Genomic DNA, 21,287 nt, shown 5'->3' with positions numbered 1-21,287 from the left:
CTTTACTTGATAATTTTTAAAATACAATAGTAAAATGTTTTATAAGAGGTATTTATCTCTTATTAGGTTTATATTTTTAGGAGGTATGAAGGATGGTAGTAGAATTTCACAATGAACCAGCAACAGATTTTACAAATCAAGAGAATCAACAAGCGTTTAAAGATGCATTAATAAAAGTTAAATCTGAATTTGGGAAAGAAATTCCTCTAGTAATTAATGGTGAGAAGATTTATACAGATGATAAGTTTGAATCTGTAGATCCTGCAAACCACCAACAAGTACTAGGTACAATTTCAAAAGCTTCTAAAGAACAAGTTGACCAAGCGATGGAAGCGGCTAAAGAAGCCTATAAGACTTGGAGAAAATGGTCTCATAAAGAAAGAGCCGAATTATTAATCAGAGTCTCTGCTATAATTCGCAGAAGAAAACATGAACTTTCTGCATTAATGGTTTATGAAGCAGGTAAGCCATGGAATGAAGCAGATGGAGATACAAATGAAGGTATTGATTTTATTGAATATTATGCGCGTTCTATGATGGAATTGGCTAATGGTAAGCCAGTCTTTGATAGAGAAGGGGAGCATAACCAATATATTTATAAACCAATGGGTCCTGGTGTTACAATTCCACCTTGGAACTTCCCATTTGCAATTATGACAGGTACGACAGTTGCACCTATTATTGCAGGTAATACAGTATTACTTAAACCAGCAGAAGATACACCATTAATTGCATATAAATTAATGGAAATTTTAGAAGAAGCAGGTCTTCCAAAAGGCGTTGTAAACTTTGTACCAGGTGATCCTAAAGAAATCGGTGATTACTTAGTTGATCATAAAGATACGCACTTTGTAACATTTACAGGTTCAAGAGCAACAGGTACACGTATTTTTGAAAGAGCAGCTAAAGTTCAAGAAGGCCAAAACTTCTTAAAACGTGTTATCGCTGAAATGGGCGGTAAAGATGCAATTATAGTTGATGAAAATACAGATACTGATTTAGCAGCTAAAGCAATTGTAGATTCTGCATTTGGCTTTTCTGGTCAAAAATGTTCTGCATGTTCAAGAGCAATCGTGCACAAAGATGTTTATGATGAAGTTCTAGAAAAATCAATCGCATTAACAAAAGAACTTTCAATTAATCACACAGAAGGCGGTTCTGATGTATATATGGGACCTGTTATCAATAAAAAACAATTTGATAAAATTAAAAATTATATCGAAATTGGAAGTAAAGAAGGTAAGCTAGAAGTTGGCGGTAAGACTGACGATAGTAAAGGTTATTTCGTACATCCAACAATCATTTCTGGACTTAAATCAAGTGATCAAATTATGCAAGAAGAAATCTTCGGACCAGTTGTCGGTTTCACTAAAGGCGATAACTTTGAAGAATTATTAGAAATTGCTAATGACACAGATTACGGATTAACAGGAGCAGTCATTACAAATAATCGTGAACATTGGAGACAAGCATGTGAAGATTATGACGTAGGTAACTTATACTTGAACAGAGGTTGTACATCAGCAGTAGTAGGTTATCATCCATTCGGAGGCTTCAAAATGTCAGGAACAGATGCTAAGACAGGTAGCCCAGACTATATGCTAAACTTCTTAGAACAAAAAATATTATCAGAACAATTCTAGTATAGATTAAGAGAACCTGAGGCACACGATGTGCCTCAGGTTCTTTCTTTTTGATGCGTATTTTGATTTGTTAGGGACATAATTCCGAGAAATGTCTCTAAATGAGCGCTCATCTATCAACCAGAATTCAGAATAATGGAAGTTAGCGGATTCTAATTACTAGAATTCAGAATAATGGAAGTTACATCCCAGCACAGATCTCAATATACATCCCAAATCTTCTCCAGCAAATCTCATTTATGCCAAGATTTCTTCTGCTAGTAATTGATATGATTTTTTCTTGGCTTCGAAATCATAAATATTTGTTATAATCATAAATTCGTTAGTTTGATATTCTTCTGCTAGTTGATTAAGTTGCTTTCTTACTGTTTGTGGTGAACCTATAATACTTCTTTTTCGATTCGTCTTAATGAGTTCTAATTCTTCTTCTGTATAATCGTCTATATTGATTTCTTCTGGTGGTTGAACTTTTGTTCCTAATCCTTTACCTACGTTTAATAACCATTTGTCTTGTGAAATGGCTAATTGTTCTGCTGCTTCGTCTGTCTCTGCGCATACTACAAAAATACAAACAATGGCTGTTGGTTCTTTCATATTAACGGATGGTATAAAGTCTTCATAATAGCGCTTCATTGCGATTTCTTTATATTTAGGATTTATAAAGTGACCGAATACAAATCCAATTCCTAGTTGTGCTGCGTTTCTAGCACCATTTTCAGTTAAACCTAATAACCACATTGTTGGTGGATTGTCTATGCGTGGTCCTGCTTTAACGAGTCTAAATTTATGATCTCTAGGTAACGAGTTATGCAAGAATCCTTGTAAGTCAGATGCTTGTCTGTAAAAGTCTTCAATTGGTTTAATATGATCATCAGTTAAAGCTTTTTGTGTAATTGGAGAACCACCTGGTGAATTACCAAATCCTAAGTCGATACGGTTAGGAAATAATGCAGATAAAGTCTTACCATTCTCTGCAATTTTATAAGGGTTATATTGTGGTAATAATATGCCACCAGAGCCAACTCGAATATGTTTAGTTGAAGCTGCAATTTGAGTCATCAAGATTTCTGGTGATGAACTTGCAAGACCACTCGTATTGTGGTGTTCAGCAACCCAATATCTGTGATAACCTAACGACTCAGTCCATTGTGCTAATGCGATAGTATTTTGTAATGTTTCTTCAGGCGTACTTCCTTTAGAAATGGGTGCTTGATCTAATACACTTAATTTCACGTTATAACGCTCCTTATAATTGACGTTTGTATTTTAATGAAATGTAGTTTTCATTTTCTGGTAGAGTATACATTGGTTTTTCATATTGGTATTTAAATTCTTTGGCTTCATAAAAAGGAATTCCCATATGGTTTCCTTTACTTACTGAAACCCATTGTTCTGTGGCACCTCTTCTTATTTGATCTTCTGTAATAATATTTAATAAACACGAACCGATGCCTTCTCGTTTACGCGTTGGATCCAAGTATAGGACATATAATTCAGAGATATGTGGTTCTCTAAAACCGCCGCCACCAGCGCCAACAATTTGTCCATTATCTTCAGCAACAAACCATCCATTCCAATATTGATCAATATGCGTTATTTCGTTAGAAACCCGTTGTTCATTATAAAATTCATTAATAATTTGTGTGATGTATTTTTCAGGTAGTATATCTTTATATGTCACACGATATCCATCAGAACAAACTTTTATAATACCTTGTACATCATTAATTGTGGCCATTCTATACTCCATATGTTTCACCTTCATAATTTATTTAATTCTAGTATATCTTATCTTTAAAAATTTTAAGCATTTTTGCTTATGTGTCTGGTTATTTTTTAGAAAATGTATATAATTGATAATGTATATCAATTAGAAAGTGGGAAGCATAATTTGAAAAAGCTTATTATAGGATTGTTAAGTTGTATTTTACTTCTAAGTGCGTGCTCAAATAGTTCAAATGATACGAAAAAGTCAGAATCGAATGAAACAAAAGATTACAAACTAGAGAACGGGAAAACGATTCAAGTTCCAAAAAAACCTAAGAAAATTGCTGTCTTAACAGCTTTTTATGTAGGGGATTTTATTGAATTAGGTATTAAGCCAATTGCTGTTCCGGATTGGGCAAAGGAATCATCTATTATTAAACCACATTTAGATGGTGTAGAATTCGTTGGTGATGGGAATGTCGAGCAAGTAGCGAAACAGAAACCGGATTTAATTATTGCGGATTCAATGGATAAAAATCTTAAAAAATATCAAAAAATTGCACCGACTGTTCCTTATACTTATACAAAGTATAACCATAAAGAAATATTAACAGAGTTAGGGAAGTTAACTGGTAAAGAAGATAAAGCTAAAGATTGGATCGACAAGTGGAATAAAGAAACAGCTAAAGATAAAAAAGAGATTCAAAGTAAAGTTGGCGATTCAACTGCATCAGTATTTGAACCAGACTCAAAAGAAATCTTTATATATGAAAGCACGTGGGGACGTGGATTAGACATTGTACATGATGCATTTGGTATGCCAATGACTAAAGAATATGAAGCTAAAGTTAAAAAAGGCGGAAAAGGTTATGAATCTATTTCTAAAGAAGAAATATCAGATTATGCCGGAGACTATATCTTCTTAAGTAAACCATCATACGGTAACTTTGATTTTGAAAAAACAGCAACTTGGAAAAACTTAGACGCTGTAAAAAATGACAGAGTTATTACGTATAAAGCAGAAGATTATTGGTTTACAGATCCACTTACATTAGAACAACTTAGAGTAAAACTTAAAAAAGAAATTCTTAAAAAAGCTGAATAATATAACGGGATTCCAGTATAGATGAACTTTCAAATTAATCTATACTGGAATTTTTTTGAAAGTTGAAATAAATATTAATTAAATGTAAAGTGGATGTGAAAAAATAAAAAGGGGATGAAAGTATGAAAAAATTAATTGCAAGTTCAGCTTTAGTTGTATTATTAGGGGGTGTAACAGGTGTTTCAAATGCTGATCATGTATTAGCTAATCAAACAGCAACTAAAGAAGTTAAGAAAGATAAAGTTACTAAAAAGGATTTAGCAGAACAAAATGTAATGAGTGTTGCATGGTATCAAACGTCAGCTGAAGCAAAAGCATTATATCTACAAGGTTATAATACTGCTCAAGATAAATTAGATGAAAAATTAAAGCACCATAAAGGTAAAAAGAAACCTGCCATCGTATTAGATTTAGATGAAACAGTTCTAGATAATTCACCTTATCAAGCATACGCATCGCTCAAACATAAGACTTTCCCTGAAGGTTGGCATGAATGGATTGCAGCAGGAAAAGCAAAGCCAGTATATGGGGCTAAAGAATTTTTACAATATGCTGATAAAAAAGGAGTAGAAATTTTCTATGTGTCAGATAGAGACCAAAAAGAAGATTTTAAAGGTACTTTGAAAAATATGAAAGACCTTGATATGCCACAATCAGATAAACATCATATACTACTAAAAGGTGAAAATGAAAAAGGTAAAGAAGAAAGAAGAGCCAAAGTACGTAAAAATCACGATTTAGTTATGTTATTTGGGGACAACATACTTGATTTTGATGATCCAAAAGAAAGTACATTAAAATCAAGAACTGAATTTGTTAAGAAACATAAAAAAGACTTTGGAGAAAAATATATTATATTACCAAATCCAATGTACGGTAGTTGGGAAGCAACACTTTATAATGGGAATTATGACCAAAGCCCAGAAGATATTAATAAATTAAGAAAAAAAGAACTCACATACTATAACCCAGAAACAAATAAATTAGAAAAAGATAATAAAAAATAATAACTATAAAAATTGCCTGTTATAGCCTGATTTGAAAAGGTTATGATAGGTGATTTTTTTATTCTATCAAGCTTACTTTCAATCCACCTTATAAATTCAATACTAAACACCAAAAGAGTATTATACGTTAAAATAACAATAGGATGGTTTGATGAGGGGAGGGTTATTGTGGAGAAGACTTTATTGCAATGGCATAGGGATGTTGCTGAACAAATTTTGAGTATCCATTTAAATGTGATTAATGTTGAAGATATTGAAGATGTTGTTAAAGTACTTGCGACTCCATTTGATAATGTGAAATCGAAAAAGTTTCAACGAAAGATTTATAAATGGATAAAGGGTCTAAGTTCTAAAAAGATTTATCATATGATTAATGGTTATGGCATTCATTTTATGGTGATGAAATTTCATAATATAAACGAGATTATTTTGTTTGGACCGTTCGTATTAAAGCGCCCGTCTGAGAAAGAATGTCTAAATATGTTAGAAGAACAAAGGCGTTCTAGTGCTGACTTGAAAATATTAAAACATTATTTAACGGGGATTTCTACAGGTCATTATCAACAAATTGTTCGCTTTGCTAAGTTAGTCGGTCGCCATGTTCATCAACAAAAAAGAAATTATGATGTTGTTGAGGTGCATATGGATGAAACGGATCAAGACCAAATCATTCACCGACCGATATCGAAGACTTATTTACTTAAAGAATTAGAGGAACGTTATAAACTTGAAAATCAAATGATGCTGGCTATGCAATATGGGAGAGTTGAGGAAGTACTAGAATTAAATAGGAAGTTAAATGATAAAGTTCAAGGTTTAGAAAGACTAAGTACTAAACTGGATAACTTCTTATATGCTGCTACATTAACGAATACACTAGGTAGAAAAGCGATTGAAGCGGCTGGGGTAGATTATTTAACGATTGATGATATGTCCAAATCACATGCGAGAATGATTGCCAATGTGTCTGATGATAAAGAAAGGACATTATTGTTAGAAGAAATTTGCTGCAATTATGCGAAAGCTGCACAGAAAGTTCATGCTATTCAATATTCAGCACATGTTAAATCAGCCGTACAATATATTCATAAATACATTCATACTGACATTTCACTAGATGATATTTGTGAAAATCTAGGTGTATCGACATCATATCTTTCAAGATTATTTAAACAAGAAGTCGGTAAAAGTGTGATTCAATATATTAATGAGATTCGTTTAGACCTCGCAAAAGACTTACTGATTAAGACAAATATGAATATACAAGAAATTGCAGCGTATATCGGTTTTCAACATACACATTATTTTATTAGTTTGTTTAAAAAAGTGTATGGTCAAACGCCATTAAGCTATAGAAAATCTTTAAAAACTGAAAATTCACATAATTAAGTTCGTAATTATGTTATGAAAAACAAATTAGTGATATTTATATATATGATTTATCGTATAAAATAAAAAGAAAATTGTCACTTATCGTATCATTTTATGGCAAGTGGTGTATCTAGAGATTGTCGCTGTAATCATTGATATATAAGTGTTTATAAAGGCTTTTGAATTTTTGTAACAACGTTGTTATTTTGAGTGATGATTTTCATCGAATGCTAATAGAATTATAATGAACTCGTAGATTCAAGTTCATATATGTAAGCGCTTACCCAAATTATTGAGGAGGTGTTGTTATTAGTACTGTAAAAACAACAACTAGTCACCAAGCAAATAAAGGGAAAACAAAAATTGAAACGTTTAAAGATATTAACAAACCTAAACTATCTTTAAGAGAGAAAATGGCATATGGTGCCGGAGATTTTGGTAACGGACTTATGTTTGATTTAGGTTTAATTTATTTACTGAAGTTCTACACTGATGTATTAGGTATTTCATCATTCTACGGAGGTTTAGTGTTCTTAGTTGCTAAACTTTTTGATGCTTTTGTCGATACGGGTGTTGGAGCATTAGTGGATTCTAGAAATAAAATCGGTCCAAAAGGTAAATTTAGACCATTTATATTATATGGTACTTTACCACTTGCATTTTTAACGATCGTTTCATTTATTTCACCAGATTTTTCTGATCAAGGTAAAATTATTTGGGCGTTTGCGACATATTTATTATTTAATGTTGCATACTCAGTCGTGAATATACCATATGGTTCATTATCTGCTTCTATGACTTTGAATTCAGATGATAGAACACAATTATCTGTATTTAGGAATTTCGGTTCTCAAGGCGCGATGTTTATAACAGGTATCATTGTTATTCCAATGATATCGCTCTTTGATAGTGTATCTGTTGGTTATCCAGTCGTAATCGGTGGTTTAGCACTGATAGGCGTGATATTCCATATTCTATGTTACAAGGGTGTTAAAGAAAGATTTATAGTTGAAAGAGATGAAAATGAAAAGAAAGGCAGTGAATTGAGAGCGTTTAAAGGGCTCTTTAAAAACGGACCTTTTATCGTATTAATTATATTTACATTGCTCAGTATTACATCACTCTTTTTAAAACAACAATCACAACTGTACTATTTCCAATATGTATTAGGCGAACAGAATTTAGTAGGTATCGTAAGTATTTTAAATATTATCACGTTAATTCCGGCATTATTCTTAACAACTTTTCTTAATAAAAAATTTGGTAAGAAATATACAGCGATTATCGGGCTTTTAGGGTTTGCGATTGCTGAAGCGGCAAACTTTTTAATCAGTGGTGAACATGTGATAACATTCTTAATTATTAACTGTATATCACAATTTTTCCTTGTTATACCGAATACAGTTGTTTGGGCTTTTATCAGTGATATTGTAGATTATTCACAATGGAAGACAGGTGTTAGATCTGAAGGGATTATTTATTCAAGCTATAGCTTTGCGCGTAAAGTGTCACAAGCATTAGCTGGCTTTATTCCTGGTATGGCTTTAACGATTATCGGCTATCAACCGAATGTACAGCAAACAGCAGGCACAATACATGGATTGAAAATACTTTATTTCATAGTGCCGGGTGTTGCAGTATTATTAGCGCTCATCATATTTGGTATGTTCTATACGCTTACAGATAAAAAACATAAACGAATTGTTTCAGAACTCGCATTATTTGAAAAACTATAATAAATAGATAAAGGAGAATGTTATATGCTATATCCAATTATGACAGAAACGAGAAACGTGATTGATTTATCAGGTATTTGGTCTTTTAAATTGATTGAATATAAAGGTGAATATGACGTTACAACTGAAATTGATACAGATTTACAAATGGCTGTACCAGGTTCATATAACGACCAAGGTGTTGTAACATCTATTAGAAATCATGTCGGTAAAGTGGTCTATGAAACAACTTTTACAATTCCAAACGTATTACAACAAGAAAGACAAGTGCTCAGATTTGGTTCAGCTACACATGAAGCAGAAGTTTTTGTGAACGGTCAAAAAGTCGTGTCACATCGAGGTGGATTCTTACCATTCGAAGTTGAAATCAATGATGTTGTACAAAAAGGGAAAAACCGATTAACAGTTATCGTCAATAATATTCTTGATGACTCAACACTTCCAGTTGGTAATTTTAAAGAAGTCAAAGATTCAAAAGGAAATATTAAAGCAGTCAATGAACCGAACTTCGATTTCTTTAACTATGCAGGTTTACATAGACCAGTCAAAATTTATACAACGCCAAAAGAACATTATATTGAAGATATTGTCATCGTACCGCATATAGATGGTCAAAATGCACAAGTAGAATATACGGTTAAAGCAACAGGTAACCAATCTATACAAGTTGATATTATAGATCAAGATGGTCGTATTGTAGCTTCTCAAAATGGTGCGGAAAGTACGGTAGAAATTGAAAATGTTCATTTATGGCAGCCAGGTGATGGTTATCAATATACATTAGCAGTTTCTATTAAAGCTGATGATGAAGTCATAGATTATTATGAAGAACCATTTGGTGTGAGATCAATTGAAGTGAAAAAAGGACAGTTTCTCATTAATGGTGAGCCATTCTACTTCAAAGGATTTGGTAAACATGAAGATACTTATTATCACGGAAGAGGTTTGAATGAAGTTTCTAATATTCAAGATTTAAATTTAATGAAATGGATAGGTGCCAACTCATTTAGAACTTCGCATTATCCATATTCTGAAGAAATGATGCGTCTTGCTGATGAACAAGGTGTAGTCGTGATTGATGAAACAACAGCAGTCGGTGTGCATTTGAATTTCTCAGCAGCATTAGACGGTAGTCAAAATACAGATACATGGGAGAAAATTAGAACTAAAGAAGATCATGAGCAAGTGATTGAAGAATTGATTACTCGAGACAAAAACTTAGCATGTGTTGTGATGTGGTCGATTGCGAACGAACCAGACTCTGCTTCATTAGGGGCAAAAGAATACTTTGAACCACTAGTAAATCTTGCAAAAGAACTAGATCCACAAAATAGACCATGTACGATCGTGACATTACTGAATTCATTACCAGACGTGTGCCAAGTACAAGACTTAGTAGATGTTATATGTCTAAATAGATATTATGGATGGTATATACAAAGTGGTGATTTAGAAGCGGCGAAAGAAGCATTGCGACAAGAATTAGACGGTTGGCTAGAAAAACAACCAGACAAACCGATCATGTTCACAGAATATGGAGCAGATACAGTGGTTGGTTTACATGCAATAGATGATATTATGTTTACAGAAGAGTACCAAGTTAAATATTACGAAGCAAACCATGAAATAATTGATCAATGCCCTAATTTTGTAGGAGAGCAAGTATGGAATTTCGCAGACTTTGAAACAAGTAATGGTGTTATTCGCGTACAAGGAAACCGTAAAGGTATCTTTACTAGAGAAAGAAGACCAAAAGCAGTCGCACATTACTTCAGAAAACGCTGGAATAACATACCAGACTTCGGATATAAGAAGAAATAGAAGAAATAGAAGAAATAGAAGAAATAGAAGATATAGGTGAGAAGTAGGTGTCGTTAGGGACAGCATTCCGAGAAGTGTCCGTAAGAGGTGTCCCTCTAATTACCAGAATTCAGAATTCTGACTCTAAATTAATATATAATAAGCGTCTTATTCGTTAGTAACCACTAGCGGGTAAGGCGTTTTTATTACGCTTTATTAAAACGCTTACATTTTTTCCGTTTTTAATAAGAATATAAAAATACTAACAATTGTTAAAGTATAAATTTACAATATTAATTAAGGGAGATGTTAAAAATGTTAAAAAGTCGGCCGATAAATATTTTGAATGTTTTTCTTAATAGTAAAGAAAGTGTTTCTGCTAAGGAACTCAGTATTATGTTCAACAAAACAGAAAGAACGATTCGAAATGATTTACGAGATATTAATGAATTTCTGAATACTTATGAATTTTTGGAAATTAATAATCAAAGTGGTTCGTTTATTTTAAATTTAACTAACTCGGAAAGGGTTAAGTTAAAAGAGATTGTTTCTGGGAGGGTTGAAGAGCAAACTTATAATCCTGTATATCGTAGAGCATATATTTTGAGTCATGCTTTAATGAATCATTCGCATCAAAAGATTTATGAGTTATGTGAAGACTTACAGATTTCTAAAAGTACGATGGACAAAGATATGAAATTACTTCGCCAAGCGTTAGATAAGTATAATTTGAAGATTGTTTCTAATGTTTCAACTGGTTTATCTATTGATGGAAACGAAATCGATATTCGTACTTTTTTATATGATTATCTCGTAAGAAGAATAACTGAAGATAAAGTGGTTATTGACGATTTGTATGATCAATATAACCCTTTAGTTGCTTACATTGGTTTGAACCATATCAATAAAATTAGAGACAACTACTCTAAAGTTATTGCGATAGAACAAAATGATATTAAATTATCCGTGATTATTTTAACAGCTATTTGGATTTGTAGAGTTCAGAACGGTCATATATTAGATACTGAAAAAGATGATAAACAGAAAGAACTCAGCATTATCAATATATTTGTAGACGAAGTAATGGATTGGAATTTTCAAGAAGTGAGTTTAGGTGAGTTTAATTATATTTACAATAGGCTGGATGTACTCATAGGTAATAAGAAGCAAGTGTCAGATGATAAACATGACGCATTGTCTCAGCTTGTCAGTCTTAAGTTGATAGAATATGTCGAACATGAATTGTCGATTGATTTTAATGGTTATCAAAGTTATTTATTTGAAGGTTTGAATAAACATATATCAGGCTTAATAAGTCGGTTACAACAAGGGATTCAAATCTATAATCCACTAAAAGAAAATATTAAAAATAGTCATTACAAGTTCTTTAAAACCATTAAAAAATATTCTATGAACCGATTGAATCGTTATATTGATTTAGATTTTACAGAAGATGAAATAGCCTTTATTACTGTTTACTTTTCAACGGCATATTTTAAATATGTACAGCAAAATAAACATTTCTTTAATGCTGTTATTGTCTGTAGCTTTGGTATTGCAACGAGTAATTTATTAGCTGAAATTTTAAAGTCGCACTTTAACGTAAATATCATAAGAATATTAGCCTCAAACGAAGAAGCTTTTATAGAAAATGATGATGTCGATATTGTGTTTACGACAATTGATACTGAATTTAATAAACCGACTTGTTACGTTAATGCCATTGTGAATGAAACAGATATAAAGAAAATAGAAGGATTTTTAGAACAACATGCTTATTTATCTAGAAATAACGAAAAGGTAAAAAGAAATGAAGTTTCCTTATTCAAAGATATATCTATTTGGTTAGAGAATAAAGGAATGAAATTAAATGAAACAGATTATAAAGATATGAAACATTTATTCGAAACAAACAATTTTAATTTCAATGATAAAGAGGTGCAGCCTATGTTAAATGAAGTATTGGAAGATCATCACGTACTATTAAACGAAACTTGTACAGATTGGAAAAATGCAATCAAAAAAGTTTCTAAACCACTTTTAGAAGATGGCATTATCACATCACAATATCAAGATGCGATGATTCAATCAGTAGAAGAATATGGTCCGTATATCGTAATAGGTAAGCACATTGCTTTAGCACATGCCAGACCAGAAGAAGGCGCTAATGCACTTGGTGTCAGTATTGCGACACTTAACCCAAATATAGAATTTGGAAATGAAATCAATGATCCAGTGAAAATTATATTTTGCTTATCCGCTACAGATTCATTTTCACATTTAAATATTATGAAAAGTATTGTTTCACTTGTAAGAAATGAAGAAAAAGTTAATCGCTTATTAAGCTTTGATGATAAAAGTCAATTTATCGATTATTTATTAAAGGAGGAAATATCATGAGTAAATTAAATATATTATTCGTTTGTGGAGCAGGTTTAGGAAGTAGCTTTGCGTGTCAAATGGCAGCTGAGGATGTGTTGAACAAGTTAGGTGTTGAAGCAGATTTAGATCATGACACAATCTCATCAGCAGTATCTAGAAATGCGGAAATTATCATTACGGGAGAAAACTTTAAATCACAATTTAATAACTTTTCAATTGATGAAAATACAACTTCTATTGTGTATTTAAAAAATATTGTCTCAACTGAAGAAATTGAAGAAAAGCTTTCACCAGTATTAAAAGAAAAAGGGATCATTTAATAAGGAAGTGATGCTATGCAAATTATAAACTTTATTATACAAAATATTTTGACGCAAGCAGCAATAATTGTCGCTTTAATTGCAATGTTAGGTTTGATATTACAAAAGAAAACGCCCGGTCAAATTATATCGGGTTCATTTAAAACATTGCTCGGATTTCAAGTATTAACTGCAGGTTCAGCTATTATTGTAGGAAGTTTAACTTATTTCGGGAAAATTTTTTCACAAGGTTTTAATATGGAAGGCATTGTTCCTTCAATTGAAGCAATAAATGGTCAAGCAATGGGTGATTTAGGACTCGGAAGAGAAATTGCTTTTACATTTTTAGCAATTTTTATTTTTAACATTTTGATCGCAAGATTTACACCATGGAAATATATTTTTCTAACTGGTCAAGCATTATTATGGATGGCAACAATGACGACGATTGGTGGATATTTTGCAGGTTTAAGAGGTCTTTCACTCGTTATTATTGGCGGTTTAATTGGTGGTATATTCGCGACAATGATGCCAGCTATTGCTCAACCATTTGTAAGAAAAATCGTGGGTGGCGATCATATTGCTTTAGGTCATTTTTGTACACTTGGCTATGTATTTGAAGCAGGTGTAGGATACGTATTCGGCAAAAGAGGAGAAAATAGAAAATCAGTAGAAGATTTAAAGCTACCTAAGAACTTTGAATTTTTACAGGACACATATTTATCTTTAATGGTCGTTATGGCACCACTTTTTTTAGTAACTGTATTATTTGCAGGAGAAGACTTCTCATCTAAATTATCAGGTGATACAAACTATATTATGTATGCATTTTTACAATCTATTCAGTTTGTAGTTGGTGTCTATGTACTATTAGCAGGTGTGAGATTACTATTAGGCGAAATTGTTCCAGCATTTAAAGGTATTGCAATGAAATTAGTACCTGATGCAAAGCCCGCCTTAGACTGTCCAGTACTATTTCCTTTCTCACCAAACGCTGTGATTATTGGATTTATTACAACGACTATCGGTACAGTTATTGCGATGTTCTTATTCCCAACTATCGGATTAGCAATGATTATACCTGGTATACTGACAAACTTTTTCGCAGGTGGTACGGCAGGTATATTTGGTAATTTAACAGGTGGTTTAAGAGGTGCCATTATTGGCGGTATCGCACACGGGCTGTTTATTACATTATTACCGGCACTATTAGTAACCGTCTTAAGTAATATGGGATTTGTTAATGCAACCGCTACAGATGTTGATACAGTTGCAGCAGCATTATTCTATGCATGGATTATTGGACCATTAATGAAAGCATTCTAAAGGAGCGAATATTATGTATATTAATTTGAAAGAAGCAACAGCAAAAGCAGAACGTCTAAATTGTACAATTGGTGCTTTTAATGCACATAATCTAGAAATGTTACCAAGTATAATTGAAGCAGCAAAAGAAGCAGGCAGTCCAATCATTATTCAAACAAGTGTGGATACTGCTAAATATATTGGATATAAGACTTTAGTAACCGTTACTAAAAGCATCGCAAATTCGGAAATGGTAGATGTTGTACTCCACTTAGATCATGCGAAAGACTTTAATGATATAAAAGAAGCGATTGATGCAGGATATTCATCTGTCATGTTTGATGGTTCATCATTACCATTAAAGGAAAATATCATGAAAACAAAAGCAGTTGTAGGTTATGCACATCAACATGGAACATCTGTTGAAGGTGAGCTCGGTATTATTGGTGGTACAGAAGAAGGTATTACAATAGATGGTTCTGAAGTAAGATACACAGATCCAGAAGATGCAAAGTATTTTGCAGAATCAACAGGGGTAGATGCGTTAGCTGTTGCAATTGGTACGAATCATGGGCAATTTAAATCAAAGACAAATGTCAATATTCCATTGTTAGCTGAGATTAATGCAATCGTAGACACACCGTTAGTCGTACATGGTGGTACAGGTGTTAAAGAAGAAGATGTTCCTGAACTCATTGATAATGGTATAAGAAAGTTTAATGTGGGTACAGAATTACTTGTTACTTGGACAGAAACGGCCAAAAAATATTTTGGAGAAACGAAGGTCAATAAGTCTTTAAGACATAATATTATTCCTTGTAATGAAGCGGTGAAAAATATCGTTGCGCATAAAATAAATCTCTTTATGAATAAAGAACGTGTTAAAGTATGAAAGAAAAACAAAAGTCTATATTAATATTGGCCGGTTCACCAGGTACAGGAAAGACTTACTTAGCAAATCAAATTATGAAAGCAAATGATAATTGGCACATCTTGTCTTATGACGATATTAAAGAAAGTTATTTTGATAAATATGGATTTAATAATTTGTCTGAGAAAGCAACACTTGGTGACAAAGCTTGGAAAACATTTTATATTCAATTAGATGATTTGTTTCAACACTCTAAGAAAGTCATCATTGATTATCCTTTTAGTTATAAACAAGAAGACATGTTAACAAGTATGATAAATCAATATCAATACAAGCCTAAGACGTTAATTTTGTACGGAGAGATGCATGAGCTTTATAAGAGGCAGAAAGAAAGAGATCTTGATAACGCCAGGCATGTAGGACATATTGTTACATGTTATAAAGATGGTGATTTTCCGAATACACCAGATGATTTAGATGATTTCGAACAATTTAAATCTAAGTGCGAAGATCGACAGTATGACCGTTTCCATATCGGTAATTATAAGCGAATAAATGTTACGCACTTTGAAGATGTTAATTTAAATGAAATTTTATCATGGATAAATCATAATATAGAAAATTAAAGTAATTTAAGGAACAAAGTATATAGAAATGTCCGTGACGAGCCTCGTTCTAACAACCACAATTCGAAATAGTGAAAGTTAGCGAGTTCTAAGTCAATAAGGAAAGGCTGGGTGAAATTTTTATTACCCAGCCTGTTTGGTTGGAAATTTTTTATTTTGATGTTTCTTCAACTTTAGATAAATTTTCATAAGTGATACTTTTGCATTTGTTTAATGTTTTATTAATAGCCTCGTAATTGATATTTTTTAAAATGATAGAACGCTCATCTTGAGGGTCTCTTACTTTATTGAAGTATTTCAGTTCTTCGAGTGATTTTAATGCTCCTGTTAATTCTGAAGAAGAAGGTTCAAACATGAGTCTGCGTAATTTACGTACGTAGACTTCCTCTTCATTGATTTCGTTAAGATAGAATAATGTGATTAAATCCATGCGTTTTAAATGCATTTCATCAAAAATTCTATTAAAAATTTCTTTTTTGAGTAGTTCATAATGAATAATGTTGTCCATGTTATCCTCCTGATTTTTCATTTTTAAATTTAATATTTCTTATGAGTCGTTAATATGTTGAAAAAATCGATAATACAATGTTTTAAAATTGTTGGAATTTCAAAAGACGAAATAGTTTACTCCTAAATAATACCAAAAAATTAACTGCTTACGCAATATAATAAGTGAAAAATCATATGTAATTTATTAAAATAAAAAGTTATAAAAAATAATTGTATAATACAAATAAATCAATAATTATCTTGTGTGAAATCGAAGTATTCAATTATGAAAAATAAAAAATCTCGAACAATTGTTCGAGATTTTAAAATATAGATTAATAAAGTATATATTTAAGTTTATAGTTATTTTACTTAACCATTAAATTCTGAAGGATTTGGTCCAATGCGTTTATCTTCATTAAGTGCGTCCAACATTTGTATTTGATCATCATTTAAATTAAAATCAAATACTTCAAAGTTCTCTTCTATACGTGATGGTGTAACAGACTTAGGAATTGTGATGACACCATGTTCTATATTCCAACGTATAATGACTTGTGCAGGTGTTTTGTTAATTTCTTTGGCAATATGATTAACGACTTTATCTTTTAATATTTCTGCGTTCATTAGAGGAGACCAAGATTCCATTTTTATGCCATTTCTATATAAATAATTTCTAAGTTCTAATTGAGTTAAGTATGGATGGAATTCTACTTGGTTTAAGACGGGTTTATATGTCGCTTTGTTTGATAATTTTTCTAAATGATCTATATTGAAATTACTTACACCGATATTATTAACTAATTTTTGTTGGTATAATTCTTCTAGACCTGACCATGTGTCTATCATAAGATTTTCATCTGTACCTGGCCAGTGCATTAAATATAAATCTAAATAATCTAGACCTAATAACTTTAATGACTTTTCATATGCTCGTTTAACATTTTCCTTACCGTAATCTTCTAACCATAATTTAGAAGTTATAAATAAATCTTCTCTTGAGATATTTGCTGCTTTAATTCCCTCTACAATACCTTCTCCAACTTTACTTTCATTTCCATATATAAATGCTGCATCAATACTTCTATAACCTGAAATAATTGCGTGTTTAACTGCATCTTTTGCTGTGTCATCATTTTCCACTCTAAAAACACCTAGGCCAACATTAGGCATAGTATTACCATTATGAAATGTTGTGTAATTCATGCTCAAAACTCCTTTTTAATATTGTATGGAATAGTATAATTGTAAATAAAATAAAATGTAAGTACGCACTATTTAGTTCCATAGGTACAAAAAAGTAATATTCAAACTTAATAGTTGACGGATTAAAATATCATTGTATGATAATAACGAGTATCAAAATTTATAAATTAAAAATAAAAATATATATGGAGATGAATTTCATGATAAGAACAATGATGAACGGGAAGATTCATCGTGCGAGAGTTACAGAAGCTAATTTAAATTACGTAGGTAGTATAACAATAGATGCAGACATATTAGATGCGGTAGATATTTTGCCTAATGAGAAAGTTGCGATTGTTAATAATAACAACGGTGCAAGACTTGAAACATATGTTATTGAAGGTGAAAGAGGAAGCGGTAAAATTTGTCTTAATGGTGCTGCGGCACGACTTGTACAAGTAGATGATGTGATTATTATTATGAATTATGTTCAAGTAACAGATGAAGAAGCGAGATCACATGCACCGAAAGTAGCAGTTATGAATGAAAAGAATGAAATTATTGAAATGATTCATGAAAAGGAAAGTCAAATAATTCTATAGAGGAGATTTAAGGTGAGTATTCTAGCAACGATTTTTGTCGTTATTGTAGCAGTTGAACATTTGTACATTATGTATTTAGAAACAATCGCTACGACTTCTAAAAAAACGGCAGAAACATTTAATATAAAGCAACAAGTGTTAAAAGATAAAAATATTCAAACACTACTTAAAAACCAAGGTATTTATAATGGTTTGCTCGCATTATCTTTATTTTATGGTGCCTTTTTATCAAGTAATCCTAAAGAGTTTGTAGCGGTTCTGTTAATATTCATTATATTAGCTGCCATATATGGCAGCCTTACAAGTTCAAAGTCTATTATTTTAAAACAAGGTGGACCAGCAATTCTTGCATTAATTCTACTATTAATATAGATCTAAGAAATCCCAAATGTGAACGTTTTGTTAACAGCTTTTCTACAATTTTTGAAAAGTGTAGACAAAGTATACACATTTGGGATTTTATCTCTTTTTAGGGAACATTACAGGTGTTAGTATAAACGTTATGCTGTATACACTGTATGCATAAACTATATAGTAGATTTAAGGGAGGAAATATTTTTGGCGAACTTTTTATACAAATTGGGTTCTTCTATTGCTAAACATAAGTGGTTAACAATATTTATATGGGTCATCTTATTAGCTGGAATCGTGACGCCATTAACGATTAATAAACCCACATTTGACAACGATATTACAATGAGTGGTATTAAATCAATCGACACGAATGAAAAGATTGAGAAAGAATTTAATCAAGATAGTGAAAAAGCAAATATAAGAGTTGTCTTTAAAAGTGAAGATAAAAAAGGCATAACGGATCAAAAAGTTATGCAAGATATTCAAAAAGCTTTAAAAGATGTAAAAGATAAAGATGATGATATTAAAGAAGTGACAGATCCTTATAAAAATAAACAAATTAATAAAGATCAAACAACTGCTTTTGCAGATATCAATTATAAAGTATCTCAAACTTCTATTAAATCAGATTCCGTTGAGAAAGTTAAAGATGCTGTTAAAACTTTAGAAGATGATGACGATATTCAAACTGAATTAACAGGTAATGCTTTAACTGCGAATACTGAAATTGGTGGCGCTTCTGAAGCTATTGGTATCGTAATTGCTTTCGTTGTGTTACTTGTGACTTTCGGATCATTTATTGCTGCAGGCATGCCAATACTAAGTGCGGTTATCGGACTTGGTTCTAGTATTGGTACAATCGCTTTACTTACGTATTCATTTGATATTCCAAACGTTACGCTATCATTAGCAGTTATGATTGGACTAGCGTTAGGTATTGATTATGCTTTATTCATTTTATTTAGATATAGACAAATTATTAAGACTGAGAAAAATCATATTAAAGCAATTGGATTAGCATTAGGTACAGCCGGAAGTGCCGTTATCTTTGCAGGGGTTACGGTTGTCATAGCTGTCTGTGGTTTAGCATTAGTTGGTATTGATTTCTTAGCTACAATGGGATTTGCATCAGCACTAAGTGTTATCTTTGCTGTACTCAGTGCGATTACATTACTACCAGCATTAATTAGTGTCTTCCATAAACAAATTCATCCGAAAAAACGTAAAATACATTCAAATGAAAGTTTGGATACACCATGGTCAAAATTTGTAGTAGGTAAACCGTGGATTGCTTTAATCATTGGATTTGTCATTTTAATTGCAGCAGCACTACCGGTGACACATATGCGTTTAGGTATACCAGATAATGGTATGAAACCAAATGATTCTACAGAGAAGAAAGCATATGATATTATTTCTGACGATTTTGGAGAAGGCTTTAATGGTCCGATCGTCATGCTTGTAGATACTTCTGATAAAAAAGATAACCCGAAAGCATTACAAAAAGATTTAAAAGATTTGATGCAAGATGTAGACGATATTAAAAATGTTAAAACTGTCACACCACCTCAATTGAACAAAGATCAAGACTATGCACTTGTGACAGTTTTTCCTGAAAAAGGTCCAAATGCAGAATCAACATATGATTTAGTTCATGATTTAAGAGATTATAATAAAGATGCTAAAGACAAATATGATTTAGATACAGAAATATCAGGTCAAAGTGTTATTAATATAGATATGTCTGAAAAACTTAACGATGCGATACCGTTATTTGCAGGTGTTATTATATTATTAGCCTTCATATTATTAATGGTTGTATTTAGATCAATTATTATTCCTTTAAAGGCAGTACTGGGATTTGTATTATCATTAGCAGCGACTTTAGGATTCACAACACTTATCATGCAAGATGGCTTTATGAGTAGCCTGTTTGGGGTAGATACAACAGGTCCGCTATTAGCATTCTTACCAGTTATCACAATAGGTTTGTTATTTGGTTTAGCCATGGATTACGAAGTATTCCTTATGTCACGTGTACATGAAGAATATGTACGTACAATGAATAATACGAAGTCCATTAAAGTTGGTCTTAAAGAAAGTGGACCGGTTATTGTCGCAGCAGCACTCATTATGTTCAGTGTATTCATCAGCTTCGTATTCCAAGATGATGTTATGATTAAATCGATGGGTATAGCATTAGCATTCGGTGTTTTATTCGATGCATTTATCGTAAGAATGACAATTATTCCAGCATTGACGAAACTATTTGGTAGAGCATCATGGTATATACCAAATTGGCTAAATTCAATTTTACCTAAAATCGATATAGAAGGACATGCATTAAGTGAGAATAATCAAGTTGCTGAAGAAGCAGGTGCAGACAATACAAATGCGACAACAATAGAAGTAAGTTCAAAAACAAAAGCATTATACGATAAGATAGATGAAACAAATAAAGATGAAGTATTATATGAAGCATTGCGTCAACATCGTTACAAGCAAGAAAATAATACTCAAGATGATATTAAAACAAACAAAGACAACCAAGAGATCGTAGAAATATTGAATCGACAAACTAAAAATATCGAACAAGTAAACCAATTAGTAGAACGTTTGATAAATAAGAAATAATAGAATAATGAAGAACGCCGGAACTGCAGAAGTTCCGGCGTTTTTTTGGGTGGGGAGTAATCTTAGAGATTGAATGTATTAAATTTAAATAGAGTCTTGGCTTAATTACTGAGTAAAGCCAAGAGATCGCTCAAGTCATGGCTTAAGTGCTGAGTAAAGCCAAGTGAT

18 protein-coding genes are annotated in these 21,287 nt (G+C 31.9%); 14 read left to right on the top strand and 4 right to left on the bottom strand.

Going from position 1 to position 21,287, the window contains the following annotated elements; genetic code table 11:
- The first annotated feature begins 92 nt into the window (after positions 1–92).
- Positions 93–1,643, top strand: a complete 1,551-nt coding sequence (pruA, locus tag LQ675_RS10000) for an L-glutamate gamma-semialdehyde dehydrogenase (protein ID WP_037589857.1) — start codon at positions 93–95, stop codon at positions 1,641–1,643.
- 237 nt (positions 1,644–1,880) lie between these two features.
- Here pruA and LQ675_RS09995 read toward each other — a convergent pair whose 3' ends face one another.
- Positions 1,881–2,876, bottom strand: a complete 996-nt coding sequence (locus LQ675_RS09995; protein ID WP_048539996.1) for an LLM class flavin-dependent oxidoreductase — start codon at positions 2,874–2,876, stop codon at positions 1,881–1,883.
- 13 nt (positions 2,877–2,889) lie between these two features.
- The gene (locus tag LQ675_RS09990) at positions 2,890–3,381 is read right to left on the bottom strand and encodes a GNAT family N-acetyltransferase (protein WP_239727826.1); all 492 of its coding nucleotides are present in this window, start codon (positions 3,379–3,381) and stop codon (positions 2,890–2,892) included.
- 105 nt (positions 3,382–3,486) lie between these two features.
- Here LQ675_RS09990 and LQ675_RS09985 point away from each other — a divergent pair, with 105 nt between their 5' ends.
- From LQ675_RS09985 to LQ675_RS09940, 10 genes are all read left to right on the top strand, one after another.
- Positions 3,487–4,455, top strand: a complete 969-nt coding sequence (locus LQ675_RS09985; RefSeq protein WP_075578410.1) for an ABC transporter substrate-binding protein — start codon at positions 3,487–3,489, stop codon at positions 4,453–4,455.
- 122 nt (positions 4,456–4,577) lie between these two features.
- Positions 4,578–5,462: a 5'-nucleotidase, lipoprotein e(P4) family gene (locus LQ675_RS09980; protein ID WP_048540001.1), complete on the top strand. Its 885-nt coding sequence runs from the start codon at positions 4,578–4,580 to the stop codon at positions 5,460–5,462.
- 168 nt (positions 5,463–5,630) lie between these two features.
- Complete coding sequence (locus tag LQ675_RS15050) at positions 5,631–6,851, top strand: helix-turn-helix domain-containing protein (RefSeq protein WP_158259172.1); 1,221 nt, start codon at positions 5,631–5,633, stop codon at positions 6,849–6,851.
- Positions 6,852–7,246: 395 nt separating this feature from the next.
- Entirely contained in the window at positions 7,247–8,569 is a 1,323-nt protein-coding gene (locus tag LQ675_RS09970; protein ID WP_081359403.1) for a glycoside-pentoside-hexuronide (GPH):cation symporter, read from the top strand.
- 24 nt (positions 8,570–8,593) lie between these two features.
- Positions 8,594–10,390, top strand: coding sequence for a beta-glucuronidase (gene uidA, locus LQ675_RS09965; protein WP_075578412.1), 1,797 nt, complete (start codon positions 8,594–8,596; stop codon positions 10,388–10,390).
- A gap of 294 nt (positions 10,391–10,684) precedes the next feature.
- Positions 10,685–12,769, top strand: coding sequence for a BglG family transcription antiterminator (locus tag LQ675_RS09960; protein WP_075578413.1), 2,085 nt, complete (start codon positions 10,685–10,687; stop codon positions 12,767–12,769).
- Positions 12,766–13,071, top strand: a complete 306-nt coding sequence (locus LQ675_RS09955; RefSeq protein WP_048540009.1) for a PTS sugar transporter subunit IIB — start codon at positions 12,766–12,768, stop codon at positions 13,069–13,071. Before LQ675_RS09960 ends, LQ675_RS09955 begins: the two co-directional genes overlap by 4 nt.
- Before the next feature lie 15 nt (positions 13,072–13,086).
- Positions 13,087–14,376 carry a PTS sugar transporter subunit IIC gene (locus LQ675_RS09950; protein WP_048540010.1) on the top strand — a complete coding sequence of 430 codons (1,290 nt, stop codon included), beginning with the start codon at positions 13,087–13,089 and terminating at the stop codon, positions 14,374–14,376.
- Positions 14,377–14,389: 13 nt separating this feature from the next.
- Complete coding sequence (locus LQ675_RS09945) at positions 14,390–15,247, top strand: class II fructose-bisphosphate aldolase (RefSeq protein ID WP_075578414.1); 858 nt, start codon at positions 14,390–14,392, stop codon at positions 15,245–15,247.
- Positions 15,244–15,852, top strand: a complete 609-nt coding sequence (locus LQ675_RS09940; protein WP_075578415.1) for an AAA family ATPase — start codon at positions 15,244–15,246, stop codon at positions 15,850–15,852. Before LQ675_RS09945 ends, LQ675_RS09940 begins: the two co-directional genes overlap by 4 nt.
- A 151-nt stretch (positions 15,853–16,003) precedes the next feature.
- Here the strand turns inward: LQ675_RS09940 and LQ675_RS09935 are convergent, their stop codons facing one another.
- Positions 16,004–16,360 (bottom strand): transcriptional regulator, SarA/Rot family, encoded by a 357-nt coding sequence (locus tag LQ675_RS09935; protein ID WP_075578416.1) that lies wholly within the window; start codon positions 16,358–16,360, stop codon positions 16,004–16,006.
- A gap of 353 nt (positions 16,361–16,713) precedes the next feature.
- Positions 16,714–17,547, bottom strand: coding sequence for an aldo/keto reductase (locus LQ675_RS09930; RefSeq protein WP_075578417.1), 834 nt, complete (start codon positions 17,545–17,547; stop codon positions 16,714–16,716).
- A 200-nt stretch (positions 17,548–17,747) separates the two neighbouring features.
- Between LQ675_RS09930 and panD the strand changes: the two genes are divergently transcribed.
- The 3 genes from panD (at position 17,748) to LQ675_RS09915 (ending at position 21,119) form a co-directional block, all read left to right on the top strand.
- On the top strand, positions 17,748–18,131 hold the full coding sequence (gene panD, locus LQ675_RS09925) for an aspartate 1-decarboxylase (protein WP_025905023.1): 384 nt from the start codon (positions 17,748–17,750) through the stop codon (positions 18,129–18,131).
- 12 nt (positions 18,132–18,143) lie between these two features.
- Entirely contained in the window at positions 18,144–18,503 is a 360-nt protein-coding gene (locus LQ675_RS09920) for a DUF1304 domain-containing protein (RefSeq protein ID WP_048540020.1), read from the top strand.
- 186 nt (positions 18,504–18,689) lie between these two features.
- Positions 18,690–21,119 carry an MMPL family transporter gene (locus LQ675_RS09915; protein ID WP_075578418.1) on the top strand — a complete coding sequence of 810 codons (2,430 nt, stop codon included), beginning with the start codon at positions 18,690–18,692 and terminating at the stop codon, positions 21,117–21,119.
- Positions 21,120–21,287 lie beyond the last annotated feature (168 nt).

This window comes from Mammaliicoccus sp. D-M19, assembly GCF_022386695.1.
Taxonomy (GTDB): domain Bacteria; phylum Bacillota; class Bacilli; order Staphylococcales; family Staphylococcaceae; genus Mammaliicoccus; species Mammaliicoccus sciuri.
The sequence above is the reverse complement of the archived record's forward strand: the minus strand, read 5'-3'. Positions and strand labels throughout refer to the sequence as shown.

Excerpts from the sequence above, each read along its gene's own strand:
- LQ675_RS09935 (WP_075578416.1), bottom strand. The coding sequence starts at position 16,360 with ATGGACAACATTATTCATTATGAACTACTCAAAAAAGAAATTTTTAAT.
- LQ675_RS09985 (WP_075578410.1), top strand. The coding sequence starts at position 3,487 with ATGTATATAATTGATAATGTATATCAATTAGAAAGTGGGAAGCATAAT.
- panD (WP_025905023.1), top strand. The coding sequence starts at position 17,748 with ATGATAAGAACAATGATGAACGGGAAGATTCATCGTGCGAGAGTTACA.
- LQ675_RS09970 (WP_081359403.1), top strand. The coding sequence starts at position 7,247 with ATGGCATATGGTGCCGGAGATTTTGGTAACGGACTTATGTTTGATTTA.
- LQ675_RS09960 (WP_075578413.1), top strand. The coding sequence starts at position 10,685 with ATGTTAAAAAGTCGGCCGATAAATATTTTGAATGTTTTTCTTAATAGT.
- LQ675_RS09955 (WP_048540009.1), top strand. The coding sequence starts at position 12,766 with ATGAGTAAATTAAATATATTATTCGTTTGTGGAGCAGGTTTAGGAAGT.
- LQ675_RS09945 (WP_075578414.1), top strand. The coding sequence starts at position 14,390 with ATGTATATTAATTTGAAAGAAGCAACAGCAAAAGCAGAACGTCTAAAT.
- uidA (WP_075578412.1), top strand. The coding sequence starts at position 8,594 with ATGCTATATCCAATTATGACAGAAACGAGAAACGTGATTGATTTATCA.
- pruA (WP_037589857.1), top strand. The coding sequence starts at position 93 with ATGGTAGTAGAATTTCACAATGAACCAGCAACAGATTTTACAAATCAA.
- LQ675_RS09990 (WP_239727826.1), bottom strand. The coding sequence starts at position 3,381 with ATGGCCACAATTAATGATGTACAAGGTATTATAAAAGTTTGTTCTGAT.
- LQ675_RS09940 (WP_075578415.1), top strand. The coding sequence starts at position 15,244 with ATGAAAGAAAAACAAAAGTCTATATTAATATTGGCCGGTTCACCAGGT.
- LQ675_RS09980 (WP_048540001.1), top strand. The coding sequence starts at position 4,578 with ATGAAAAAATTAATTGCAAGTTCAGCTTTAGTTGTATTATTAGGGGGT.
- LQ675_RS09930 (WP_075578417.1), bottom strand. The coding sequence starts at position 17,547 with ATGAATTACACAACATTTCATAATGGTAATACTATGCCTAATGTTGGC.
- LQ675_RS09950 (WP_048540010.1), top strand. The coding sequence starts at position 13,087 with ATGCAAATTATAAACTTTATTATACAAAATATTTTGACGCAAGCAGCA.